The 20,593-nt window shown below is 58.9% G+C and carries 19 protein-coding genes; 8 read left to right on the top strand and 11 right to left on the bottom strand.

All coding sequences use genetic code 11. The annotated features are described in order from the left end of the window. The first annotated feature begins 79 nt into the window (after positions 1-79). Positions 80-976, top strand: a complete 897-nt coding sequence (locus tag ET34_RS0103280) for a LysR family transcriptional regulator (protein ID WP_031519433.1) — start codon at positions 80-82, stop codon at positions 974-976. Here the strand turns inward: ET34_RS0103280 and ET34_RS0103275 are convergent. Next, positions 973-1,449, bottom strand: a complete 477-nt coding sequence (locus tag ET34_RS0103275) for a (R)-mandelonitrile lyase (protein ID WP_031519431.1) — start codon at positions 1,447-1,449, stop codon at positions 973-975. The genes ET34_RS0103280 and ET34_RS0103275 overlap by 4 nt on opposite strands. Before the next feature lie 172 nt (positions 1,450-1,621). Here ET34_RS0103275 and ET34_RS0103270 point away from each other — a divergent pair, with 172 nt between their 5' ends. Together ET34_RS0103270 and ET34_RS0103265 are read left to right on the top strand one after the other, a co-directional pair. Next, positions 1,622-2,488: a DUF4198 domain-containing protein gene (locus tag ET34_RS0103270; protein ID WP_031519429.1), complete on the top strand. Its 867-nt coding sequence runs from the start codon at positions 1,622-1,624 to the stop codon at positions 2,486-2,488. A 103-nt stretch (positions 2,489-2,591) separates the two neighbouring features. Next, positions 2,592-3,167 carry a flavin reductase family protein gene (locus ET34_RS0103265; protein ID WP_031519428.1) on the top strand — a complete coding sequence of 192 codons (576 nt, stop codon included), beginning with the start codon at positions 2,592-2,594 and terminating at the stop codon, positions 3,165-3,167. 2 nt (positions 3,168-3,169) lie between these two features. Here ET34_RS0103265 and ET34_RS0103260 read toward each other — a convergent pair whose 3' ends face one another. The 5 genes from ET34_RS0103260 to ampC form a co-directional block, all read right to left on the bottom strand. Then, on the bottom strand, positions 3,170-3,991 hold the full coding sequence (locus ET34_RS0103260) for an arylamine N-acetyltransferase family protein (protein ID WP_031519426.1): 822 nt from the start codon (positions 3,989-3,991) through the stop codon (positions 3,170-3,172). Between the two features lie 76 nt (positions 3,992-4,067). Further along, entirely contained in the window at positions 4,068-4,298 is a 231-nt protein-coding gene (pptA, locus tag ET34_RS0103255) for a tautomerase PptA (protein WP_031519424.1), read from the bottom strand. Between the two features lie 42 nt (positions 4,299-4,340). After that, entirely contained in the window at positions 4,341-4,958 is a 618-nt protein-coding gene (locus ET34_RS0103250) for a glutathione S-transferase family protein (RefSeq protein ID WP_031519422.1), read from the bottom strand. Between the two features lie 15 nt (positions 4,959-4,973). Continuing rightward, positions 4,974-5,537, bottom strand: coding sequence for a P-loop NTPase family protein (locus tag ET34_RS0103245; protein WP_051640451.1), 564 nt, complete (start codon positions 5,535-5,537; stop codon positions 4,974-4,976). 12 nt (positions 5,538-5,549) lie between these two features. After that, complete coding sequence (gene ampC / locus ET34_RS0103240; RefSeq protein ID WP_031519419.1) at positions 5,550-6,683, bottom strand: class C beta-lactamase; 1,134 nt, start codon at positions 6,681-6,683, stop codon at positions 5,550-5,552. A 279-nt stretch (positions 6,684-6,962) separates the two neighbouring features. Here ampC and ansP point away from each other — a divergent pair, with 279 nt between their 5' ends. Continuing rightward, positions 6,963-8,468 carry an L-asparagine permease gene (ansP, locus tag ET34_RS0103235; protein WP_031519417.1) on the top strand — a complete coding sequence of 502 codons (1,506 nt, stop codon included), beginning with the start codon at positions 6,963-6,965 and terminating at the stop codon, positions 8,466-8,468. 63 nt (positions 8,469-8,531) lie between these two features. Here the strand turns inward: ansP and yncE are convergent, their stop codons facing one another. Continuing rightward, positions 8,532-9,593 (bottom strand): 7-bladed beta-propeller protein YncE, encoded by a 1,062-nt coding sequence (gene yncE, locus ET34_RS0103230; protein ID WP_031519415.1) that lies wholly within the window; start codon positions 9,591-9,593, stop codon positions 8,532-8,534. Positions 9,594-9,865: 272 nt separating this feature from the next. Here yncE and pqqU point away from each other — a divergent pair, with 272 nt between their 5' ends. Together pqqU and ET34_RS0103220 are read left to right on the top strand one after the other, a co-directional pair. Further along, positions 9,866-12,007: a TonB-dependent receptor PqqU gene (gene pqqU, locus ET34_RS0103225; protein WP_081826893.1), complete on the top strand. Its 2,142-nt coding sequence runs from the start codon at positions 9,866-9,868 to the stop codon at positions 12,005-12,007. Between the two features lie 248 nt (positions 12,008-12,255). Then, positions 12,256-13,860: an alpha-amylase family protein gene (locus tag ET34_RS0103220; RefSeq protein ID WP_031519412.1), complete on the top strand. Its 1,605-nt coding sequence runs from the start codon at positions 12,256-12,258 to the stop codon at positions 13,858-13,860. On the opposite strand, the gene ET34_RS0103215 is transcribed toward ET34_RS0103220, so the two are convergent. The 4 genes from ET34_RS0103215 to ET34_RS0103200 all read right to left on the bottom strand — a co-directional run bounded on the left by ET34_RS0103215 (position 13,836) and on the right by ET34_RS0103200 (position 18,068). After that, the gene (locus tag ET34_RS0103215) at positions 13,836-14,840 is read right to left on the bottom strand and encodes an SDR family oxidoreductase (RefSeq protein ID WP_031519410.1); all 1,005 of its coding nucleotides are present in this window, start codon (positions 14,838-14,840) and stop codon (positions 13,836-13,838) included. The two genes, ET34_RS0103220 and ET34_RS0103215, sit on opposite strands and share 25 nt — an antisense overlap. 103 nt (positions 14,841-14,943) lie before the next feature. Continuing rightward, entirely contained in the window at positions 14,944-16,872 is a 1,929-nt protein-coding gene (locus ET34_RS0103210) for a methyl-accepting chemotaxis protein (RefSeq protein WP_031519408.1), read from the bottom strand. 237 nt (positions 16,873-17,109) lie between these two features. Further along, a complete protein-coding gene (locus tag ET34_RS22430; protein ID WP_152548339.1) occupies positions 17,110-17,295 on the bottom strand; it encodes a hypothetical protein in 186 nt (61 codons plus the stop codon). Positions 17,296-17,402: 107 nt separating this feature from the next. Beyond that, positions 17,403-18,068, bottom strand: coding sequence for a GntR family transcriptional regulator (locus ET34_RS0103200; protein ID WP_031519407.1), 666 nt, complete (start codon positions 18,066-18,068; stop codon positions 17,403-17,405). A gap of 185 nt (positions 18,069-18,253) precedes the next feature. Here ET34_RS0103200 and ET34_RS0103195 point away from each other — a divergent pair, with 185 nt between their 5' ends. Together ET34_RS0103195 and ET34_RS0103190 are read left to right on the top strand one after the other, a co-directional pair. Beyond that, positions 18,254-19,747: an ABC transporter substrate-binding protein gene (locus tag ET34_RS0103195; RefSeq protein ID WP_031519405.1), complete on the top strand. Its 1,494-nt coding sequence runs from the start codon at positions 18,254-18,256 to the stop codon at positions 19,745-19,747. Beyond that, positions 19,744-20,592 carry an ABC transporter permease gene (locus tag ET34_RS0103190; protein WP_031519404.1) on the top strand — a complete coding sequence of 283 codons (849 nt, stop codon included), beginning with the start codon at positions 19,744-19,746 and terminating at the stop codon, positions 20,590-20,592. The genes ET34_RS0103195 and ET34_RS0103190 overlap by 4 nt, the downstream gene beginning before the upstream one ends. Position 20,593 lies beyond the last annotated feature (1 nt).

Here is a 20,593-nt window from a genome sequence, read left to right as displayed (position 1 = left end):
TTTCGTTAACGCTTATGAATTCAATTCATAAATAGTCAGGCTATACTGCCAGCTTCTCGCTCCCTGGCAGAGGCTCCTCATGCTCAAAGAAAACGTCAACGATTTGATTGCCTTTCTGGTTGTGGCTCAGGAACGCAGCTTCACCCGAGCCGCAGCGCGCCTCGGCGTTTCGCAGTCGGCGCTCAGCCACGCCATGCGCAGCCTGGAAGAGCGGATGGGGATCCGGTTGCTGACCCGCACCACCCGCAGCGTGTCGCCGACCGCTGCCGGGGAACGGCTGGTTGAGCGTCTCGGGCCGCACTTCAGCGAAATTGAAACCGAGCTGAACCTGATGCGTGAAATGCGCGACGTGCCGGCGGGGAATATTCGTATCACCGCCGGGGATCACGCCGTTGATTATCTGCTGTGGCCCGCGCTGCAACCCTTTCTACAGGCGTGGCCGGATATTCACGTTGAGGTGACGGTGGATAATGCGCTGACGGATATCGTGACCGGGCGCTTCGACGCCGGCATCCGGCTGGGTGAACAGGTGGCAAAAGATATGATTGCGGTGCCGGTCAGCCCGCCGATGCGGATGATTGTGGTCGGGTCGCCAGACTATTTTTCACGTCATCCGGTGCCGCAAGCGCCAGCGGATCTCCAGCAGCACAAGTGCATCAATATGCGCCTCCCTACCCTCGGCGGTCTGTATGCCTGGGAATTTTCACAAAAAGGAAAAGCGATCCGCGTGCGGGGGGAAGGGCAACTGACGATCAATCCGCTGCGTCACCGTATCAGTGCGGCAAAGGCGGGCATCGGACTGATTTTCGTCCCGGAAGATACGGTGGCCGCAGACATTGCTGCCGGAACACTGATCCAGGTGCTGGACGACTGGTGCGAGCCGTTTCCTGGCTATTACCTCTACTACCCCAGCCGCCGCCAGCACACCACCGCTTTCTCATTGTTTGTCGATGCGCTGCGCTATCGCGGGAACTAATTACCCGAATACTGCGCGTCGGTCACCTTTTCCATCCACTCGACCGGGCTGCCATTGACCGATTCGGCGATAGCGATGTGCGTCATGGCAGTACCAGGTGCCGCGCCGTGCCAGTGTTTAACCCCGTCCGGGATCCAGACGATATCGCCCGGCTTGATTTCGCGCAGAGGTTTACCCCACTCCTGCACCAGCCCTTTGCCCTGGGTCACAATCAGCGTCTGGCCAAGCGGATGCGTATGCCAGGCGGTACGCGCCCCCGGCTCAAAGGTCACCGTCGCCCCGCCGGTGCGGGCGGGCGTCTCTGCCTGGAACGACGCATCGATGCGTACCTGACCGGTAAACCACTGTTCCGGCCCTTTCACCGAGTTTTGTGAGCCAGCAGCACTAATTTTTACCTTTTCTTCTTCTGCGCTGAGCGCAGCAGCGGGAGTTAATACCGACAGCATGGCGGTCATTGTGGCGATCAGTTTCATGTGTACTCCTCCGGAATAATGAACCAGCTTCAAGGCTAGCCCTCTCCCTGCGGCCTGAGTAGCCCCGTTAATCCGCATGCCGCTATGAGCGGGCTTCATAAATCCACTGGCCCGGCCCGCAAAATATGTTATAACATCACAAAAAACATTTACTGATAATGATGAGACGCAGATGAAAACGACACTCCTTGCCGGGCTGGTTGGTATCGCCCTCGCCCCGGCTGCCTTTGCTCACGGCCTCTGGCTTAACGTTCCGCCAGTCACGGACGGTGCGACGCTGAATATTGAACTGGGTTATGGCGAAATTTTCCCGCACGGCGAACCGATCCCGGCGAAACGTCAGCACATTTTTGCGCCAATTGAGCTGCTGGGCGATGCGGAGCGCCGGTACAGCTTCCCGATCGCCAGTGAAGCCTACCAGTTCACCGCATCAGAGGTGCCGGCGGGAAGCTGGCTGGCAATCGCCACCTATAAGCCGACCCGCTGGTCGGTGAAAGAGGAAAACGGAAAAAATCGCTGGCAGCAGGCAGGCAAACAACAGTGGCCAGAGGCGTTTTGTATGGAAAACACCATGTACGCTAAAACAGTCAGTTTTGTTGGCGCGCCGGGTAAAAACGCGGCGATCACGCGCCCCACCAGCGTGCGTCTGGAGTTTGTGCCAGAGGTCGATCCGTCCACGCTAAAAACCGGCGATACGCTGAATGTGAAACTGCTGGCGAACGGGCAACCGTTGAAAAACCATCAGGTCGGTATCGCCTATAACGACCCGTCTGCCCCGGTTAAAAAATCAGCCGGGCATGCTCATCATCACGATCATGGCGATACCAGTAAGTTCGCCCATCCGTCACTGGCACACACCTATGCCTATGAGGCTGCGTCGATGAAAGATGTGACCGATGCCAACGGCGTGCTGGCCCTGCCGATCCTGAATAAGGGCCAGTGGGTGCTGATGACCGCCCACGATACGCCGTATGAAGATAAAGCGGCCTGCGACCTCCATGTAGATGAAACCACCTTCGGCTTTACCATTACCCGCTGATTACTGGCCGGGGGCGACCCCGGTTAACCGCACATAATCGATATTCCCGCCGCTTGTCGCGTTTGCTACGCTTTCCGGACACATTTTTCTGAAAGGCAACATGATGAACGAGCACATTGCACCCGTCCCCCTGGATAAGGCGTATCGCCTGGTCAATCACGGTCCGACCGTGCTGGTTTCCGCGCGCCACAACGGCGTGGATAACGTAATGGCCGCCGCCTGGGCCTGCGGGCTGGACTTCTCACCGCCAAAAGTGACGGTGGTGATCGACAAAATCGCCGCCACGCGCGCGCTGATTGAGCAGAGCGGTTATTTTGCGTTGCAGATCCCGACCGTGAACCAGGCTGCGCTGACCACGCAGCTGGGCACCACGACGCTGATGAGCGACCCGGACAAGCTGGCGCACTCAGGCGTGGAGCTGTTTGAAATGGACGGGCACGCCCTGCCGCTGGTCGCGGGCTGTACGGCGTGGCTGGTGTGCCGGCTGATCCCGGAACCGCATAACCAGCAGACCTACGATCTGTTTATTGGCGAGGTGATCGGCGCCTGGGCCGATTCGCGGGCGTTTCGCGACGGCCACTGGCAGTTTGAATCCGCCGACCCGGCGTTACGCAGCATTCACCACGTGGCCGGCGGACACTACTATGCCATCGGCGACGCGCTCAATACCCGGTCATAAACTCAGGCAAAGCGGTTGAGCTTGTGCAGGTTTACTGACGAAATACCGTGCTGGGGATGGGTCAGCCCCAGCAAAAATTCCTTCTCCAGTACTTCCGCCAGCCGTTCCGGGGTTAGATCCTCTTCACGAATCGTGACACCGTCACTTCCGTAATGGGTAAAGTGGAAGTTATTCAGCGTTACCTTCCCCCCTTCAGGAAGATGGCGCGACAGCAGAATATGGTGACGGAAGTGGGAATCCGGCCAGTGGGCGATAAAGTGGTTCGCCATCAGGAAATCAGCGGCGTACTGATCCTCCGTATCAAACCGGTAGAGCGGCTGCCACTCCCCGCCCTGGAACAGGGTCAGGATAAAATCATCGTGATCGGCCTCAAGGCGATAGATACCGGCGTGCGTCACCACTTCTGCGCCAGCGACAAAACGCATCGGCTGGGTCAGCGTCTGGCTGCCGAAGCCTACGTCCACCAGCCACTCCTCGCCGTGAACCGTCACGCATAGCAGCCGATGGGTACGCGGCGGCACCTGGTTGGGCTGAGCAATCAGCACCCTGGCGGCCAGACTGCGTACGTTAAAGCGCAGCTCCCGTAACACCCGCTCCAGCAAGCCGTTCTGTTCGAAGCAGTAGCCACCGCGCCGGGCAGTCACCAGCTTCTCAAACAGTGCGCCGTCATCGAGGTGGATCTCGCGATCCAGCAGCACATCAAGGTTTTCGAATGCGATACTCGCAATATGGTGAGCCTGCAGTGCCGCGAGGGTTTCCACGTCGGTCTGCGGCGTACCGTCGTAGCCAATACGGGCAAAGTACTCTTCAAGCGAAAAAGCCATCCCCACTCCTTTCCGGGTTAATGAGTGGCGCAAAACGCCGGTGAAGATGCCAGGTGTGAGCGCCTGGCGCGCGGAATTACATGTCGTAGCCGGGTTTTTTAATCAGCGTTTCGATCTGCGGCGCGATTTCGGTATCCCATACACGCGTTTTCCAGGCCTCAGGGTCCACTTCATTCAGTGCGACCGATACCGAACTCTCTTTACTGCCCAGGTGGCGCACAATAGCGGCGGTAATATCGTCTGCCAGCGCCTGTTTTACTTCATCGCTCAGCTGGCGCGGGAAACACTGAATATCAATATGTGGCATAGCGAACTCCTTGTTGAATAAACCAGTTAGCCCGGCACCCCGTCACAGGATCCGGTTAGCGCGCAGCACGGTTTGCAGCTCGGGTAACGCGCATACCGCATCGGCGATGGCGTTAAGTTTTGGGGTGTGCTGCGCAAACCAGGCGGCGTGAGGTGTCCAGCGGCGCATTACCGGAAGATAACAGTCCAGCAGCGAGATGTCCTGCCCAAACATCCAGGGCGTAGCCTCAACCTGCTGTTCGAGCCAGCGATACAGCGTTTCGCGATAGCGTCCGGTACTCTCCCGCAGCTGGGCCGGAGCGCCAGGCGCCCAGCGTTCCGGGTAGTCGGCATAGGTGAAGGTGGGATAGACATTCGCCACCATCCATACCAGCAGACGCAGAAAGCGGTTACGTTCTGGCGTACCGGGGGCCGGAGCCAGCTCCGGATGATCATCAAGCAGCATCAGCGCCACCGCGGCGCTCTCCGTCATCACCGTACCGTTTTCCAGCACCAGCGTCGGTACCTGACACAGCGGATTCAGCTTCTCAAGCTGCTCGCGCGCCGGGCCGGGTTTGTCGTAACCATCAACGTTAATAAAGCTGTACCGCACCCCGGCCAGGGTCAGCATCAGTTCGCTGATGGTCGAGCCGTACCCCGGCACACCGTAGATCTGGATCATCCGTCGTCTCCTTTGTTACTCCTTAAGTGTAGAGCACCCGACGCCAGGCGTCAGAGATTGCAACCAGGCGCGGGCCTGAGACGGGCTTCGCAGATGCACAAACGCAATGTGGGAGTACGCCGGATTCGCCATGTCCGCCAGATAACGCGCACGGTTACTGCGCCAGGTTTTCAGGGTCCACCAGATAATGGATTCGCGGCTAAAGAACGACTGGCGGAAACTTTCCCGGTTGCCGGTGCCGGGCCACAGCTCCTGCTGTGTGACGGCGCGCTGAATCGCCCGCTTCACCGCCTGATAAAGGGTGCGGGTAAAGCCGTAATCGAGCCAGACGAGCGTGTCCACCTCACGCCATTTCACCGGACGGCTGCGGTTATAGTTGCCATCCAGCACCCAGCCGTCGGGGCATGCCGCCAGCGCGGCGGCTATTTTTTCAAAAAAGCGGGCATCCGGCGTGCCCTGCCAGTGGGGTTGCCAGTAAAGGGTATCCAGTTCGATATACGGCACATTGAGGCGGGCAGCGAGCTGGCGTGCGAACGTGCTCTTGCCGCTTCCGCTGGTCCCGACAACGTTAATTTTCATCCCTGTCTCCACTCACTGGCCCGGACTGGCGTGCAGGATTTCCCAGGCCGCCTTCACCCGCGCATCGTTGGGGAACCACTTGTTCGCCAGCAGGATCAGCGCGGTTTGCTGGGATGGGATAAACACTGCATAGGTGGAGAAGCCGTTGGTGGAGCCGGTTTTGTTATACCAGGCCGCAGCCGGGGCCTGAAGAGTAGCAACAGCCCTGGCGGGTACGCCCTTCATCAGCCGCGCGCTGTCGTTCCCGGCCAGCAGGGTTTTCTCGTCTACCGGCAGCGGGTAGTACTCCCACATTAATGCCTGGGTAAATTCGCCGGCCTGTACATAGCCGACATGGGTGTTATCCACCGCCTTGCGCCACGCACCGTCTTTGAGATGCTGGCCCATGTTGATCTCCAGATAGCGGATGAGGTCGGCGCTGGAGGACTTCAGACCGTAAGACTCGGCATCCAGCGGCCCCGGCGTCACGCGCACCGGCTGGTTAGTTTTGTTATAGCCCTGAGCGTAATCCTGCATCGCCTGCGGCGGTACGTTTACATAGCTGTGACGTAGTCCCAGCGCCGGCAGCATCTGTTGTTCAATCGCCGCGGTAAACGACGTGTCCAGCGCATGGCCGGTAATCATTCCCAGCATACCGATCCCGAGATTCGAGTAGACGCGGGTGCTGCCCGGCGTGGCGGGAGGCTGCCAGGCTTTATACCAGGCCATCAGCGCCGGGGTATCGGTGACCGCATCCGGGACAAACAGCGGCGTACCGGCGGTGTGGGTTGCGAGGTTGAGCAGCGTCACCTGGTCAAAGGCACTGCCTTTCAGCTCTGGCAGGTAGCGGCTTGCCGGATCGGCAAAATGGAGTTTACCTGCACCCTGCGCATAGCTTGCCAGCGTCGCAGTAAAGGTTTTACTCAGGGAGCCGATCTCGAACAGCGTTTGCTCGCTTACCGGCTGACGGCTCTCCTTTGACGCGACCCCATAGTTACAGAATTGAGGCTTCCCGTTGACCGAGATCGCCACCGCTATTCCAGGCACCTGCCACTGCGCCATTAAAGGTTCGATTACCTTATCGATTGCTGCGCCGCACGGGGTCTGCGCGCTGACGTCCAGCGTATAAAACATCAGGCTTAATGCGGTTAACACGCTCTTTTTCATTAGTATTTCCTTATTAGTAAGCACGAAAGACTGCCATACAGGCCGCGCACTGGCGACTTCTGTTGAGATAACCGCGAGCCAGCTCACTCCCGGAAAGCTTATGCTTTGCGCACGCATATTTTTGCAGGTAGGATGCTGCGCCATGTTGTGCTTCATCGTAAAGCGCAACGCACAAAAAACGTGCACACCCCGCCCGATTCCGGACAGCGTAGCAAACGTTTGGTTACGGCGGTTGAGCCAGCGGCTCGCAGATAATAAGACAGGATCACAGGAAAACAGATGAAAACCACAAAAAACAACGCGGCGGAGCAGCGTGCTGCCAGACGCCGCTGGCTGAACTCCCACGAGGAGGGATACCACAAGGCGATGGGCAACCGTCAGGTACAGATGATCGCCATTGGCGGCGCGATTGGTACCGGCCTGTTTCTCGGCGCCGGTGCGCGCCTGCAGATGGCCGGCCCTTCCCTGGCGCTGGTCTATGCGGTATGCGGTATCTTCTCCTTCTTCATCCTGCGTGCGCTGGGTGAGCTGGTACTGCACCGCCCTTCCAGCGGCAGCTTCGTCTCCTACGCCCGCGAGTTCCTCGGCGAGAAAGCCGCCTACGTCGCCGGCTGGATGTACTTCGTTAACTGGGCGATGACCGGCATTGTTGATATCACCGCGGTGGCGCTGTACATGCACTACTGGGGCGCGTTTGGCGATGTGCCGCAGTGGGTGTTCGCCCTCGGCGCGCTGGCGATTGTCGGCACCATGAACATGATCGGCGTGAAATGGTTCGCCGAAATGGAGTTCTGGTTTGCGCTGATCAAGGTGCTGGCCATCGTGCTGTTCCTCGTGGTGGGTACCATATTCCTCGGTACCGGCAAGCCGCTCGACGGCAACGCCACCGGTTTTCATCTGATCACCGACAACGGCGGTTTCTTCCCGCACGGGCTGCTGGCTGCTCTGGTGCTGGTGCAGGGCGTGGTCTTCGCCTTCGCTTCCATCGAACTGGTGGGCACCGCGGCAGGAGAGTGTAAAGATCCGCAGACCATGGTGCCGAAAGCCATCAACAGCGTGATCTGGCGTATCGGCCTGTTCTACGTCGGTTCGGTGGTGCTGCTGGTGCTGCTGCTGCCGTGGAACGCCTACCAGGCGGGTCAGAGTCCGTTCGTCACCTTCTTCTCGAAGCTGGGCGTGCCGTACATCGGCGACATCATGAACATGGTGGTCCTGACTGCCGCGCTCTCCAGCCTCAACTCCGGTCTTTACTCCACCGGCCGCATCCTGCGCTCCATGTCGATGGGCGGTTCCGCGCCGAAATTCATGTCGAAGATGAGCAAACAGCAGGTGCCGTGGGCGGGTATCGCCGCCACCCTCTGCGTCTACGTGCTGGGCGTGTTCCTGAACTATCTGGTGCCGTCTCAGGTGTTTGAGATCGTGCTCAACGTCGCGTCCGTCGGCATCATCGCCTCCTGGGGCTTTATCGTGGTGTGCCAGATGCGCCTGCGCAAAGCCATTAAGGAAGGCAAAGCCGAAGACGTGCCGTTCAAACTGCCGGGCGCGCCTTACACCTCCTGGCTGACGCTGCTGTTCCTGCTGAGCGTGCTGGTCCTGATGGCGTTCGACTATCCGAACGGCACCTTTACCATCGCCTCGATTCCGGTGCTGGCCGTTGTGCTGACCCTCGGCTGGTTCGGCGTGCGTAAGCGCGTATACGAGATCCACAGCGCCGCCCCGGCGGAGCACCACGCTGACGACCAGGCGCCCGCCTCCTCGCCGCTGGCGGATGACCATGCGCGCTGATGCTGCGCTGTAGCCAAAAAAATGCCGGGCGTGCCCGGCATTGTTGTTTCTGAAGCCCGTGAATCAGAGCGCGATACGGATAATGTCGTCCGGGCTGGTCGCAGGTTTATCACGGGTGGAGGCCTGCTTCACGCTGACGTACAGGGTTTTCCCGTCGGCGGAGAGCGCCAGGCTGTTCGGGTGTACCGGCGTTTTGATGGTTTTGGTCACCTTATTGGTTTTCGCATCAATAATGCTGACCTCGCCCGCCTGACGGTGCGTCACATACACTTCATTGCGCACCGGGTTAAACAGCACGGCCAGCGATGCCGGAGCATCGATCTGCGCGGTGACGTCGCCCTTTTTCAGATCGACAACCAGCACTTTCGGCTGTTTCGAATCGGTGATGTACGCACGCTGGTTCGCGCTGTCCAGGCTGATGTTGATAAAGAAGTGCTCTTTACCATCGTCCAGCAGTTTCTTACGGCTGATGATGCTGTTGGTAGCGGTATCGATAGTCACCAGCTCGCCGTCCGCGTTTGAGGTATACAGACGCTTGTTGGCAGCATCCAGCGCCAGGGCGGTGCTGCGCGCACCGGTATTGGTGATGGTGGTTTTCAGCGTCATGTTGTTGCCGTCTACCGCCCAGATCACGCTCTCTTTGCCGACGCCGGTGATGTACACCGTGTTCGTCGCTTCATCCACCGCCAGCTGACGCGGCTGGAATGGCTTCACGGTTTCGCTGCGCTGGCGCGCATCCAGTACCACGCGCCCTTTCACATCGCTGGTTTTCGCATCAATCGCGGTCACCGACCCGTTAACGCTGTTGCCAAACCACAGGGTGTTGGTTTTGGTGTTGATGGCGGCACCAAACGGTTTGATGTCGTTATGAATGCGTTGGGTCACATCCAGGGTGGTGGGATCGAGACGATAAACTACGCCGCCTTTATCCAGCGCGCGGCTCTGCGAGGTGGCGACAAACAGCGCGTTTTCGCTCTGGCTGTAAGCCATTTCATAGGCACCAACCCCGACCGGCTTGCGCAGCATCTCCTCCGCCGCCTGGCTGGAGAAGGACGTGGCGAGCAGCAGCGCGCTCATCAGCGCGGTATGGCGCAGGCGCGGGATGGACAGATGACGAAAATTCATAACTACTCCCTTTGTAACGAAACTGGATCTTCTGCATCACATTGAAACCGGTGGGTTTGCAGGTCGTTGCCCGCCCCTTGATTTTATGGATGAGAATAGTAATCATTATTCGCTGAAAAAGGGAGGATTTTACTCCGCGCACGTTCACAAAATTTTCCACTACACTTCATCTGTTAACCTAACGTGCGCTTAATGTTTTCATAAGTTTACAAAACATTTAACATGGCGCGTTTTTTCTGGTTCGGTACGAACCCCTTAACCTGGTTGATTTCATGAATATCTCATTCGTCAGAAAGGTGCCTCTTTCTGTATGGCTGTTGCCTGCCATTTTTTCTCCTTGCTTCACCAGCACCGTTGCGGCTGCTCAGACCGCCGCATCTACTTCTGAACAAACGATGGTCGTGACCGCTACGCCTGGCGGCCTCTCCGAGCTGGATACCCCGGCGGCAGTGAGCGTGGTTCACGGCGACGAGATGCGTCACGCCGCGCCGCTCGTCAACCTTTCTGAAAGCCTCGGTGCCGTACCTGGCCTGCAGGTGCAGAACCGTCAGAACTATGCGCAGGATCTGCAGCTGTCGATCCGCGGCTTCGGCTCCCGCTCCACCTTCGGCGTGCGCGGTCTGCGCTTATACGTGGACGGCATTCCCGCCACCATGCCGGACGGTCAGGGCCAGACGTCAAACATCGACATCAACAGCGTTGAGAGCATCGACGTACTGCGCGGCCCCTTCTCCGCGCTCTACGGTAACGCTTCCGGCGGTGTGCTGAACGTCACCACCGAAACCGGACGTCAGCCGCCGACCATTGAAGCGAGCAGCTGGTACGGCAGCTACGGCAGCTGGCGCTACGGTCTGAAAGCCACCGGTGCGACAGGCGATGGTACCCAGGCAGGCGACGTTGACTACGCCGTCTCCACCACGCGCTTTACCACCCACGGCTATCGCGACCACAGCGGGGCGCGTAAAAATCTGGCTAACGCCAAACTCGGCGTGCGTCTCGACGACGCCAGCAAACTGACGCTGCTGTTCAACAGCGTGGATATCAAAGCGGACGATCCGGGCGGCCTGACCAAAGAAGAGTGGCGTGCCGATCCGCGTCAGTCGCCGCGTGCCGAGCAGTACAACACCCGTAAGACCATCAAGCAGACCCAGGCAGGCCTGCGCTATGAGCGCGCTCTGACCGCAAACGACGATTTCAGCCTGATGGCTTACGCCGGCGAGCGTGAAACCACCCAATACCAGTCGATCCCGCAGGCTCCGCAGCTGCGTCCTACCCACGCCGGCGGTGTGATCTCTCTCAGCCGTCACTACCAGGGCGTGGACACCCGCTGGACGCACCGCGACGAGTGGCTTATTCCGGTGAGCTTCACCACCGGGATCAACTACGAAACCATGACCGAGAACCGTAAGGGCTACGAGAACTTCGTCTACCAGAACGGCGTGCCGCAGTTCGGTGAGAAAGGCAACCTGCGCCGCAACGAGCGCAACCTGATGTGGAACGTGGACCCGTATCTGCAGACCAGCTGGCAACTGACCGACAAGCTGTCGCTGGATGCCGGGGTGCGCTACAGCTCTATCTGGCTCGACTCCAACGACAAATATGTCACCGCACAAAACGGCGACGCCAGCGGCGAAGCCAGCTACCACAAGTGGCTCCCGGCAGGATCGCTGAAGTACGCGGTAACCGATGCCTGGAATGTGTATCTGGCGGCGGGCCGCGGATTTGAAACCCCGACCCTCACCGAACTCTCCTACCGTGCCGGCACCCAGGACGGGCTGAACCTTGAACTGCAGCCGGCCACCAGCGATACCGTGGAGATCGGCAGTAAAACCCGCATCGGCAACGGCCTGTTCACCGCCGCGCTGTTCCAGACCGATACCGACAACGAGATTGTCTCTGACAGCAGCTCCGGCGGACGTGCCAGCTACAAAAATGCCGGTAAAACGCGTCGTCAGGGCGTGGAGCTGGGCCTTGACCAGCAGTTCGCCGACGCGTGGCGCCTGAAAATGGCCTGGACCTACATCGACGCCACCTACCGCAGCAACGTCTGCGGTGACACCGACTGCAACGGCAACCGTATGCCGGGCATCGCCCGTAATATGGGTTACGCCTCGCTGGGCTGGGAACCGGAACAGGGCTGGTACGCGGGCGGCGACGTGCGCTACCTGAGCGACATCATGGCGGATGACGAGAACACTGCCAAAGCGCCAACCTGGACCGTTGTCGGTCTGAACACCGGCTACAAATGGCAGATCGGACAGGGCTCAGTGGATCTCTTCACCCGCGTCGATAACCTGTTCGACCGTGAATACGCGGGCTCAGTGATCGTAAACGAAAGCTACGGCCGCTATTTCGAACCGGCACCGGGTCGCAACTACAGCGTCGGCCTGTCGTTCGGCTACAGCTTCCAGTAATACTCTCTCAGGGGGCAACGACGTTGCCCCTTTTTATTTCCCTTCTACTGACTTTCACAACAGATAAACCAGGAATCAGGCGATAACAGCCTGCAATTGATTGGTTAACTAGCGCATCGCCCTTCACTTCCCGGCTTGCCCGCTATGCGCGAAGCCAGCAAAAATCCTGACACCATCTGCCTGCTGCGGCAGGCAATTCTCTCGCTCCGCCTATACTAAAGGTTATTTGTTGAGCGCAGGAGCATGATATGGGGCAAGTCTGGCATCAGAATGCGGTTATCTATCAGGTCGATCCGGGCCGCTTTTTCGACACCAATGCCGACGGCAGCGGTGATTTGCGCGGCGTAGTGCAGAAGCTCGATTACATCGCCTCGCTGGGCGCCACCACGCTGTGGCTGAATCCGTTTTACGTCTCTCCCGGGCGCGATAACGGCTATGACGTGGTGGATCACCTCGCGGTGGACCCGCGAAGCGGTACGGAAGACGATATTCGCTGGCTACTGGAAGAGACCCGTAAGCGCGGCATGCGGGTAATTGTCGAACTGGTGGCCCAGCATACCTCTGACCAGGCGTACTGGTTCCAGGAAGCCCGTAAATCTCCGCAGTCGCCGTTTCGCGACTTCTATATCTGGTCCGATAAACCCGAGCCGAATGAGCCCGCCCCGATGTTTCCCACCGTCGAGCCGAGCATCTGGCGCTGGGACGAGGAAGCGGGCCAGTATTATCGCCACCTGTTCTATCACCATGAGCCGGATCTCAATCTCAGCAACCCGCTGGTGGTGGCCGAGGTAGACCGCATTCTGCTGCACTGGGCCAATATGGGCGTGGCGGGCTTTCGTATCGACGCCGCCTCGCACATGGTGGAACAGGCGGGTGCCGGGCAGAAAGAGACAGGTTACGCCCTGTTCGACCGCTTTCATGACCTGCTGATGCCGGACAATCCCGATACTATCCTGCTGGGGGAAGTGGACGTCAGCGTCGAGGAGATGAAGCACTATTTCGACGAGGGCCAGCGTCTGACCACCCTGCTCAATTTCTGGATCAACAAGAATATCTTCCTGGCAATGGCCCGGGAGGACTCAACCCCATTGTGTAAGGCGCTGGAAGAGCTGCCGGTGCCGCCGGAGCGCTGCGGCTACTGCTTCTGGCTGCGCAATCACGACGAGCTGGACATGGAAGATCTCGACCAGCACGACTACGACTTTGTGATGGACAAGTACGCCCCCACCGAGGAGATGCGGATCTATGGCCGTGGCATCCGTCGCCGTCTGGCACCGATGCTCGACGGCGACGAGCGTCATCTGGCGATGGCGCACGCCCTGCTGTTTTCGCTGCCGGGTACGCCGGTGATCCGCTACGGGGATGAGATCGGCATGGGTGACGATCTTAACCAGCCTGAACGCGAATCGGTGCGCACCCCGATGCAGTGGGACGACTCTCCGGGCGCGGGCTTCTCGGCCGCCGATGCGGCGCGATTTATCTCGCCGATAATCGCCACCGGCCCCTACAACTACCACAAAATTAACGTCGCCGAGCAGCTGGCGCGCGAAGGCTCGCTGCTGCAACGCATCCGCACTATCGTTCACGTCTGGCGCGAATTGCCGGAGGTTCACTACCACTGCTTTACTCACGTTACGTTGTCACAGAAATGCGTTTATGCGGTGCGCTATGAGGATGAGAATGCGGCGACGCTGATGTTTATCAATCTCTCTGCCGCGCCGGTAGAGATTGATTGTGAAGAAGCCGCCGGGCTGGCCGGCGCGCAGGAGGTGCTGGCGGATGACACCTACGACGCGCCGATGCAGACCCTGCGTCTGAACGGCTACGGTTATCGCTGGCTGCGTCTGATGTAGCGCAGTAATCCCCCGACCAGGATCCCGGTGACGGCAACGGCCGCCACGCCCACAACACCGGAATCCACCGCCACCGCCTTGCGGACCGCCTGATTATCAAAGCGGCCGTGGGCGCGGTGCCCGGTGGTTAACGGACGATAGAGATAATCCTCGCGTTTGCCCGGTTCACTCTCATCCCCCAGCTGCTCTTCCCATGTCTGACGCGCCAGCCAGCGATCGAGCACGCCGGGGAAAAACATATTGCCGACAATCGAGATGACGGTATTTTTGCCGAGCCACAGCTCACGCGGCGGGCGTCTGGCAATGGCGACGTCAAAGATGGCGCGCGCCGCCACTTCCGGCTGGTAGATGGGCGGGATCGGCTGCATGCGCTGAGAGAACTTGTTGCGCGCCCAGTTGAACTGCGGCGTGTTGACCGCCGGTAGCTGCACCATAGAGACGCGAATATGGCTTTTCTGATGCAGCAGTTCGCAGCGCAGCGAATCGGTGAAGCCGCGGATCGCCGCTTTGGCACCGCAATAGGCAGACTGCAACGGGATAGAGCGCCAGGCCAGTGCCGATCCCACCTGAACAATGGTGCCGCTGTTGCGCGGCTGCATGTAGCGCAGCGCGGCGCGGGTGCCGTTGACCGTACCGAGATAGGTCACGTCGGTGACGCGCTGAAACTCGTCAGCGGAAAGTTCTTCCATTGGCCCCAGCACGGTGGTCATGGCGCAGTTGACCCAGATACCAATCGGGCCAAGCTCACTTTCGATACGCTGGGCCGCTTCATCCATAGCCCGGGCATCCGCCACGTCGGCGCTGATCCCCAGCACAAGGCCGCCGTAGTCTCTCAACTCGCGCACCGTCTGGCGCAATCCCTCATCCCCACGCGCAATCACGGCGACATCGTACCCTGATGCGGCGAAGTGAGTTGCCGTCGAGCGTCCTACGCCGGCGGTACCGCCGGTTATTACCGCAACAAACGCATTGCTGACCATATCCATGCCCCATTTTTAATTGTGTAATCAAAGCGTAGTACAGGGCGGGAAAGAAAGCGGAGCGCGGCCCCGGTTTAACGCAGGGCCGCAGGGTGAAAGGTAATCAGAACGTGGTCCAGCTCGCCTCGTCGGTGGCCTGGCGTGTGGTGACGGCAGGCTTAGCCGGCGCGCGTTCGGCCAGCTGGCGCGAGGTGGTTTGCGGCTTATCATCGAGATGGAAATTCGCCACCAGACGTTCCAGCAGGCTGGCCTGCTCCTCCAGCGAGGTAGCGGACGATGACGATGCCATTACCAGCGAGGCGTTTTGTTGCGTAGTGGTGTCGAGTTCACCCACCGCACGGGCAATCTGCTCGATGCCGCGGCTCTGCTCTTCGGAGGCAGACGAGATCTCATCCATGATGTCGTTAACACGCGTCACCGCACTCACCACCTGTTCCATCGTTTCCCCGGCGCGCGCCACCAGATCGCTACCGGTCTGGATGCGCGACACCGATTCGCTGATCAGCTGTTCGATATCCTTCGCGGCCTGAGAACTGCGCTGGGACAGGCTGCGCACTTCGCTGGCGACCACAGCAAAGCCGCGGCCCTGCTCACCGGCGCGCGCCGCTTCCACCGCAGCGTTGAGCGCCAGAATGTTGGTCTGGAACGCAATGCTGTTGATCACCGCCGTGATGTCGGCAATTTTCTTCGAGCTGGCAGAGATATCGCCCATGGTTCGCACCACATCACGCACCACCACACCGCCTTCACTGGCGGTGCTGGACGCTTCCGCCGAGATCTTGCTGGCGTGACGCGCGTTATCGGCGTTGTTTTTCACCGTAGCGGTAAGCTGTTCCATACTCGCTGCGGTCTGCACAACCGCCGCCGCCTGCTGTTCGGTGCGCGATGACAAATCGCTGTTGCCGGTAGCGATAGTGGTCGCCGCGCGGGACACGCTGGAAACGCTGGTGCGCACGTCACCGATCATGCCGCGCAGGCGGTCGTTCATTTTGCTCATCGCGGCGGTGAGTTTACCCAGCTCGTCATCGCGATCGACCTCAATGCGTGAACTGAGATCGCCGCTGGCGATGCGCTCTGCCAGCGCCAGGTTATGCAACACCGGACGGGTGATCTGACGCGTGATGTACACCGACACCAGAATGCCGATAAGAATCGCGATTGCCCCGATAATCAGCGTGATGTTGGCCGAGCCGTAGGCCAGCTCATCGTTATAGGTTTTCACCAGGCCAATGATCGCTTTTAACGAAGCACTGCTCTTGTCACCGGCGACTTTTACCTGATCCTCCGCGCCTTTGAGCGCGGTGAATGCGGCAAAATAGTCGTTGCTCAGCGTCCGTATCCGGGTGGTGTCGTTCCACAGCCCCTGCAGCGGGGTTTGCAGCTCAGGCGGAAGCTGGCTGTTCAGCGCCTCATAGCGTGACGCCGTTGCGCGGTAACGTTCGTCCAGCGCCTGCTGTGCGGCATCGCTGACGCTGTAGCGCAGAGCAAAGGCGTAGTCGCGCACGTTGCCGATGGCGAACAGCAGCTCGTAAAGCTGATACGCAAGCTCACTGTCCATTATCGGGGTGCGGATCAGGGCGCTGAAGCGTGCCGTGTCGTCCTGGGCTGCTAGCGCATCAATGTCAGTGCGGATCCCGTTCAGCTTATCGGTGGCGGCTTTCATCGCGCCGGTGCTGGTCTGGAAGCTGTTCAGATGACCGGAGAGGTCGTTGAGAATGGCGGCTTCGCGCGCAGACCAGGAGAGCGCTTTTGCTTCATCGGTCAGGTCTGAGGCGTGGGTGACGTAACGGGCCATGATATCGCCGGCTTTATCGTCACCGTAGAAGTATTTAAGCCGGTTTATTTTTGCCTGAAACACCTCAATGTTGATGTTGTAGATTAAATTGGTTTTTTGATAGATATCCCGGATTTCTTTAAAGCGCGCCATGCTCAGCACGGTGGCAATGGCAACCAGTAACAGCACCAGACCAAACCCTACCGACAGCTTTTTCGCAATCCTTACGTTTCGTAAGCGGGCCAACAGACCACTCATCCCGTACCCCCAGAGTCATTATGATTGTTATGTGGGATAAAAAAGCATCCCGATCTGGTTATCGGTTGTCCGGGTGGTTTGTTTATAGCCAGCGGTAGTTATCTGCTGAGGTTGTGGGAAAGATCAAAAAAATGGCCTTTACCCGAAAGCCTCTTCAGAAGCCGTCGGGATAAAGGCCATCATGCACACGCGCACAACTCATTCCAGAACTGGAGCCGCGTTGCGCGCCGCCTGCGGTTATTTTGCGCGATACCACGCAGGATCAATATTGCCATAGTCGATGCCATACAGGTGTCCGGTGGGAAGAAACGACTCCAGCACGCGATCGCCGTTGCTGGAATTTCCGGGCCGCAGTAAGGCCAGACAGCGGCGCACAATCCTGGTGCGTAGCCGTGCCAGTGTTCGTCCAGATGCTATTTTCATCGCCTCTCTCCTGCTCTGATGCGCGTTGTGATGTGGCACCAGTAAAACGCGAGAGAGGCCGGATGGGAAATAAACCTTTCAGCAGTGGTTAGCTAAAAAATAGCTAATTACTCTGCGCTGAAGTGCTGGCGAATAAGTATTAACGCACCGTCATCAATTGATTTATGAATAGCCCTGATACTGGTCGCCGCGTCTTTACGTTCCAGTGCATCAAGCAGGTCTTCATAATTATGATGTCCGTGGATCATCTCATTTGATTGCGGATAGAGATAATTAAAACTTGGACCAATTCGGATCCACATCTGTTCAATTAACCCCATCAGCGTTGGCATGTCGGCGCAGGCATAGAGTTCGAAACGAAAGGCGCGGTTGGCCTGCAGCGCCTCTTCCACGCTACCGGAGATTTTTGCGGCGCGGAACAGTTCAAACCGCTGGCGCAGCCCTGCCAGCTGCTCCGGCGTGCAGCGCTGGGTGGCCACTTCAACCGCCTGAGATTCAAGATTTTTACGGATAACCGTGATCTCATTGAAGCGTTCAAGCGTCAGCTCAGGCACCAGAAACGCCTGTGCGGGCGTGGCATCCAGCGCCCCGGAGGAGACGAGCCGCAGCAGCGCCTCGCGCACCGGTGTAATGCTGGTACCCAACTGATCGGCAATCTCCTTTGTCACCAGACGCGCACCTGGTTTAAGCGATCCCATGATAAGCGCGTTCTTTAAACGCACCTCAACCTGCATTGTTAAACTCATTCGTTGCGCTTTTTCCATATCAAGCATGTTTATTTCCTATCGCAAAAAATCTACTTTGTATTTGCAGTTTATTTACTGGACTGCGATAACTGTGGGTAACAGGATATATCATGTATTAACAGACGGCTCACAGTGACCTGCCTCAAAGGAAGAAAAAAATATTCTTAATTAACGTCTTATCATGAGACAACACATAACAGGTACAGATTGTCATGAAACGTTCCGTCTTTAAACTCGCATCTCTGGCATTAGCGACAGGACTTCTCACCGGGTACGCGCAGGCGAGTGAAATCACCATCGCCCAGCCCGCTTCTGCAACCGCTATGGACCCCGGCTTTCTGAAAGAAGCCGCGACCCTGGTGGACAACGTATTTGACACTATGGTGATGCGCGATGCCTCGATGGCGCTGAAACCTGGCCTCGCCACATCATGGAAAGCCATTAACGACACCACCTGGCAGTTTGATCTGCGCCAGGGGGTTAAATTCACCAACGGCGAGCCCGTTAACGCCGCCGCGGTGAAGTTCTCTTTAGACCGCATCCTCGATCCGGCAAACAAGGCGCCGACCATCTCCTACATTCGCACCATCAAATCCGTTGAGGCGACCGGCGAGTACCAGATCCAGATCCATACCGATGGCCCCGACCCACTGCTGCCAACGCGCATGAGCCGCTATCCGGCCTATATCGTTCCGCCTGCCTATGTAAGTAAAGTCGGTGCCGCAGAATTTGCACGAAAACCTGTGGGAAGTGGGGCCTATACCGTCAAAGAATTTGTGCCGGATGAACGCGTGGTGATGCAGGCCAACGGCGATTACTGGCGCGGCAAACCCGCGATTGATACCGTGACCTGGCGTCCGATTCCAGAAGCCACCGGGCGCATTACGGCGCTACTCACCGGGGAAGTGCAACTGGTTGATGGCGTTCCGGCGGATCTGGTCCCGGCGCTGAAGAACAAACCCGGCGTGAAGCTGGAGCAGGTGAAAGGCGGCGGGCTGACCATCTACCTGGGTCTGAAGAACGATCAGAAGCCGCTCAACGACGCCCGCGTGCGTAAAGCGCTGTCGCTGGCCCTTAACCGTGACGCTTATACCAGCAATCTGCTGCACGGCTTTGGTACGCCGACCGGCACCATGGCGCGCCCGGCAGACTTCGGTTACCTGAACGTCGCCGCGCCGAAACAAAATATTGCCGAAGCCAAAGCGCTGCTGAAAGAAGCCGGTTATGCCGACGGCTTTACCCTCAAGTTCCAGGCGCCGCGTCGCTACATTGCCAGCGCCGAAGTGGCCCAGGCTATCGTGCAGGATCTGGCGGCCATCGGCGTGAAAGCGCAGCTGGAAGTACCGGAGTGGTCGGTCTACACCCAGCAGGTAGCGTCCGGTAAACAGGCCGCGATGTACATGCTGGCCTGGGGCTCCACCCAGACGCTGGATGCCGACGCGGCGCTCTACCCCATCCTGCGCTCCGGCGAGCCGTACTCCACCGTCAGCAATCCAGAGCTGGATAAACTGCTCAACGAAAGCCGCTCCACCGTCGATGCCGCGAAGCGCGGCGAACTGCTGAAGCAGATCCAGCAGTGGGTGGAGAAAGAGCAGCCGCTGATCCCGCTGTATCAGGAAGACGCCCTGTACGCTCACGGTGACAACGTCACCTTTACCGGTCGTGCCGATGCCCGTATCCCGCTGTTCGACCTGAGGGTGAAATGATTTTTACTGGCCGTAAACGTTCGCGCCCTGCCCGTCGCCGCTTCCATGGCGACGGTGTGGTCGGTGGAGTCCTGATCGCGGTAGTCATTATCGGGGCGCTGCTGGCGCCCTGGTTACCGTTACCCGACCCGTTGACCAACAATCTGGTTGCCATGTTCCAGCCACCCGGCAGTGAAGGACACTGGCTCGGCACCGATCAGCTGGGTCGCGATCTGCTGGCGCGTATTCTTTCCGGCGCGCGCCTGTCGCTGTTTGTGGTGCTGGTCGCGGCGGCGATTGCTGCGGTTATCGGCACGCTGCTCGGCATGCTGGCCGGCTATCTTGGCGGCTGGGTTGATGCCCTGATCATGCGCCTGATGGACATTCAGCTCGCGGTGCCGTTTATTCTGCTGATCCTGCTGGTGATGGCGCTGTTTGGCACCACCCTGACCAACATTATTGTCATCATGGGCGTGACCAGCTGGGCGATTTACGCCCGCGTGGCGCGCGCCAAAACCCTTGAGATCCGCGAGCTGGAGTACATCGACGCGGTAAAAGCGATGGGCTTCTCCACACCGCGTATTCTGCTGCGCCACGTGTTGCCAAACCTGGCGACGCCGCTGGTGGTGCTGCTCACTCTCGATATTCCGCGCCTTATCGTGCTGGAAGCCTCGATCGGCTTTCTCGGCATGGGCATTCAGCCCCCGACACCGACGCTCGGCAATCTGATTGGCGAAGGCCGCTCCTACATGCTGCTGGCCCAGTGGCTGGTGTTCTGGCCGGGCGTGGTGATCGCCATGCTGGTGATCGGCTGCAACCTGCTCGGCGACCATCTGCTGCGCAAAACCCACACGAGGCTCGACTGAT

It is taken from the genome of Siccibacter colletis (assembly GCF_000696575.1).
Classification (GTDB): Bacteria; Pseudomonadota; Gammaproteobacteria; order Enterobacterales; family Enterobacteriaceae; genus Siccibacter; species Siccibacter colletis.
Note: the sequence above shows the minus strand (reverse complement) of the source record. Positions and strands in the feature narration are given on the sequence as shown.